General features: G+C 39.7%; 1 protein-coding gene. It reads left to right on the top strand.

Annotated features, from left to right (window positions below):
- Positions 1 to 276 precede the first annotated feature (276 nt).
- Positions 277 to 712, top strand: a 436-nt coding sequence (locus ACFORF_RS06260) for a transposase family protein (protein ID WP_380426472.1), incomplete at its 3' end; no start/stop codon positions are given.

Raw genomic sequence — 712 nt, 5'->3', positions numbered from 1 at the left:
TCATAGATTTCCTCGTGCTCTGTTTGTGTCGTTACTTACAGTTTACACGAAAGAAACTCTGTGAGTTTTTTTGTTGCACTATATTTTACAATTTATCTTAATTTTTCCTGTCATGACCTTATTATACGCTTTTATGGTGGAACTGACAAAAAATGGCTCTATAATTTCTGTAGTGGGTAGCTCCCCTGCAGAGATTATGGAGCCTTTTTGAGTATAGAAAAAGTCCCATATGACCTATAATGAAAAGCGATAAAACAACTCATTAGAAAGACTCATATGGAACAATTCGATTTTATCACAAACCTACTCGGAATAAAAGACCCTAATATCTCGATTTCAGACTATATCGATGCTGGAAGTCACAAGGAAGTCATCGCTAAGCTGGACTACCCTGCCCCAAAATGCCAACATTGCCAAAAACAGATGACCAAGTACGACTTCCAGAAACCATCCAAAATACCCTACCTGGACTGTGCTGGCTATAAAACGCTAATTCGTTTAAGGAAACGCCGTTTTCGTTGTTCAAATTGCAGGAAAATAGCTGTCGCTGAGACATCATTGGTCAAGAAAAACCACCAAATTCCTGTCATCCTTAATCAGAAAATCGCCCAGAAACTGATTGAGAAGGTAGCGATGGCTGCCATCGCAGAGAGTTTGGCGGTGTCAACCACAACGGTTATCCGAAAGCTAAAGGAGTTCCAATTCAAGACTA

The sequence above is a fragment of the Streptococcus caprae genome (genome assembly GCF_042649745.1).
Lineage (GTDB): Bacteria > Bacillota > Bacilli > Lactobacillales > Streptococcaceae > Streptococcus > Streptococcus caprae.
The sequence above is the reverse complement of the archived record's forward strand: the minus strand, read 5'-3'. Positions and strand labels throughout refer to the sequence as shown.